This window comes from Faecalicatena contorta, assembly GCF_021531995.1.
Classification (GTDB): Bacteria; Bacillota; Clostridia; order Lachnospirales; family Lachnospiraceae; genus Dorea_A; species Dorea_A contorta_A.
In genome coordinates this window covers 1-3,107 of sequence record NZ_JAFBIZ010000182.1, presented here as the reverse complement: position 1 = coordinate 3,107, position 3,107 = coordinate 1, and the positions used below count along the sequence as shown (strand labels likewise).

General features: G+C 39.1%; 4 protein-coding genes. 2 read left to right on the top strand and 2 right to left on the bottom strand.

The genetic code is table 11. The annotated features are described in order from the left end of the window. The first annotated feature begins 40 nt into the window (after nucleotides 1–40). Complete coding sequence (locus tag JQM82_RS14815; protein ID WP_235251170.1) at nucleotides 41–685, top strand: AAA family ATPase; 645 nt, start codon at nucleotides 41–43, stop codon at nucleotides 683–685. 47 nt (nucleotides 686–732) lie between these two features. Here JQM82_RS14815 and JQM82_RS14810 read toward each other — a convergent pair whose 3' ends face one another. Then, nucleotides 733–1,491 (bottom strand): tRNA 2-thiocytidine biosynthesis TtcA family protein, encoded by a 759-nt coding sequence (locus JQM82_RS14810; RefSeq protein WP_235251171.1) that lies wholly within the window; start codon nucleotides 1,489–1,491, stop codon nucleotides 733–735. A 176-nt stretch (nucleotides 1,492–1,667) separates the two neighbouring features. Between JQM82_RS14810 and JQM82_RS14805 the strand changes: the two genes are divergently transcribed. Beyond that, the gene (locus JQM82_RS14805; RefSeq protein ID WP_235251169.1) at nucleotides 1,668–2,186 is read left to right on the top strand and encodes a hypothetical protein; all 519 of its coding nucleotides are present in this window, start codon (nucleotides 1,668–1,670) and stop codon (nucleotides 2,184–2,186) included. A 41-nt stretch (nucleotides 2,187–2,227) separates the two neighbouring features. Here the strand turns inward: JQM82_RS14805 and JQM82_RS14800 are convergent. After that, the coding region (locus tag JQM82_RS14800; RefSeq protein ID WP_235251168.1) for a tyrosine-type recombinase/integrase at nucleotides 2,228–3,107 on the bottom strand (880 nt) is incomplete at its 5' end.

Sequence of the window (3,107 nt, the reverse complement as noted above, 5' to 3'; positions counted from 1 at the left end):
GTATAATAACTTTATATTAATCATGAGGAGCGTGAAGTTTATGGCTAAAACAAATACAATTATTACCATCGGAAGAGAGTATGGAAGTGCTGGGCGTGAGATTGGATATAAGGTGGCCAAAGACCTTGATATCAAATTATATGATAAAGAAATGTTGGAAAGAGCAGCAAAAGAAAGCGGAATCTGCGAAGAACTGTTTCAGACACATGATGAAAAGCCAACAAACAGTTTCCTGTATTCTCTGGTAATGGATTCTTATTCCCTGGGATATCCATCTTCCAATTATACGGATATGCCGATCAATCACAAGATCTTTCTCGCTCAGTTTGATGCAATTCGTAAAATTGCAGATGAGGGACCATGCATACTTGTAGGAAGATGTGCAGATTATGCACTGGAAGAATACGAAAATGTTCTGAGTGTGTTTATTCATGCAGATATCAATGCAAGAGTCAGAAGAATTGCAAGAATCTATGATCTTACAGATGCAAAAGCAAAAGATATTATCCGCAAAACAGATAAAAAGAGAGCCAGCTATTATAACTATTACAGCAACAAAAAATGGGGGGCTGCAGAAAGCTATAATATCTGTCTGGACAGTTCGATTCTTGGAATTGACGGAACTGCTGAAGCAATTGAAAAAATAATTGAAATCAAAGAGCGGGACTGCAGTAAAAAGATCTGACAATTACTCTGTCACGCACGATTCCCATAAGAAAATCCTGAGATAAATCAATTTATCTCAGGATTTTCTTTGTGTCGAACATAAGGAACACGTTCCGGCCAACCGGCAATATTTCCATTTAAAATCGCAGTAAACATCCTCTGCTTTGCACCAGGATGCTCTGTGTTCAGTTGTTTTACCAGTTCTTTTGCGTACTGACGTTTTGTGTATCCGTCAATTGGACAACGGCTGGTCACGACCGGAAGCTGATACTTATTCTTAAATCCGATGACCTCTGCCTCTTCCACAAACATGATCGGTCGGATGACTGTAAGATCCATACGATCCAGATAGGTACGTGGAGAGAAAGAATAAAAGCGACCTTCGAACAGCATGGATAAAAGCATGGTTTCTATGATGTCATCCTTATGATGAGCATATGCCACTTTATTACATCCCATCTCTTTTACCACCTGATTTAAAGCTCCTTTTCTCATCTTTGCACACAGAGAGCATGGGTTGCTTTCCTTTCGTTCTTCAAATAATATATGTGCAATATCCGTCTTTACGATCTTATAAGGAACTCCAAGCTCTTCGCACAGTTTTACAACCGGTGTAAAATCACATTCGCTGTACCCCAGGTCCACAGTCACAGCACTGAGTTCGAAATGCTTTGGATAAAAGCGCTGAAGGCCATGCATTGCGTATAATAAAGTCAGGCTGTCCTTGCCTCCGGAGATTCCAACCGCAATATGATCCCCTTCTTCAATCATCTGATATTCATCAACAGCTTTTCTTGTATAGCTGAGTAATTTCTGTAGTTTCATTTTCATCTGTCCTTTCGTAATATCCAGACTATATTTTAGCAGAAGCATCCGCCAATGTACATAATATTTTCTTAATATCGTTTTATGAATTCATGAAGTTTGTTGATATCATCCGGTAAAACAATTAAGATAAAAGAAAATAAAACGGACATATAACAGACGGAAAGGATGATTCTATGAAGAAATGGCTGCATACTTCTTTGATATTATTTTTACTGATTAGCGTAGTTCTTTTTGGTGCCACTGCATTTGCGAACTCGTCCTGGCAGTGGATATCAGAAACAAAACCGTTTGACCTCCTTCCCATAGTTGCCATTGCTACCATTTTTATTGAAACAGCTGCAATTAATTGGGGTGGAAACGTACATCGTCTTTATAAAGTATTTGGTATAAATATACTGGCAAACATGGTATCTTTTTTTATACCATATCTTCTGAACTGGGCAGACCAGGTTACACATATGAAATACCATGTATTTTCTGATATGATACAATATGATCATATCTATACAGTCGGAACATATTATTTCATTCTGACGTTATTGGCAGAAGGGCCGATCATGTACTTTTCTCTAAAAAAAGATGTGGGAGATACCAGAAAAAAGCGCCTCTTATCTGCAATTATTATCAGTAATCTGGTTACCACAATTCTGGTTGCTGTAATTGAACGATCCGTCTGTTATGGTATCTGGTAATCATTCTTGTCTCTTTCTGCAGTCATACGCTTATTTTGGAGTTATGGTTCCCGAAGATGTACAGCTGTCGCGGCTTTCCGGCGTCTGTCTTCATCGATCGCTGCATAGTGCTTTTTGGTCGTATTAACATCTTTATGCCCCAGAACATCTGCGACCAGATAAATATCACCCGTTTCTTTATACAGAGAGGTACCATAAGTGCTTCTTAATTTATGTGGTGTGATTTTTTTATTCGGTGTTACCTGACGGGCATACTTTTTCACCATATTTTCAATGGCCTGAACTCCCATGCGCTTTTTCTGGGAAGACAGGAATAATGCATTTTCATGGCCGGAGAGGGGAGTAATGGATTTCCGGTCACCTTCTATGTAATTCATCAGCGCATCTGCAACTTCTTCACCAAAATATACAACCATCTGTCCGCCGCCTTTTCGCGTAACCGTGATTCCGTTATTTTTAAAATCAACGTCAGTAAGATCGAGACCCACACATTCAGAGACTCGGATTCCGGTTCCCAGAAGAAGTGTCAGAATCGCCAGATCACGATCGCGTGTTTTTTTATAATAAGTAAGTGCCTGACCGGTCAGGTGATCGCTTGCAGTTTCTACATAATCCAGCAGCATGGCAACTTCGTCCGTATCCAGACGAATGATCGCTTTTTCATGAAGTTTTGGCATATCCACGAGCAAAGTTGGATTTTTCGAAATCATCTGATGTTTAAAATAATAATTGTAAAAACTGCGTAATGCAGACATTTTTCTGGACAATCCCTTTTCCCCGTTTGTTATAAGTTCCCCGTCATTTTCACGTGTATATACTTTTAAGTATTCCATGTATTCCTCAATATCCACAGGTTCCAGTCGTTCCAGATCCTGAAGTGTAAACTGATCTATGGTATAATTCCTGTATACAGGATTATTA

Bases quoted from the DNA above. Each gene is read 5' to 3' on its own strand.
- JQM82_RS14815 (WP_235251170.1), top strand. From the start codon at position 41: ATGGCTAAAACAAATACAATTATTACCATCGGAAGAGAGTATGGAAGT.
- JQM82_RS14805 (WP_235251169.1), top strand. From the start codon at position 1,668: ATGAAGAAATGGCTGCATACTTCTTTGATATTATTTTTACTGATTAGC.
- JQM82_RS14810 (WP_235251171.1), bottom strand. From the start codon at position 1,491: ATGAAACTACAGAAATTACTCAGCTATACAAGAAAAGCTGTTGATGAA.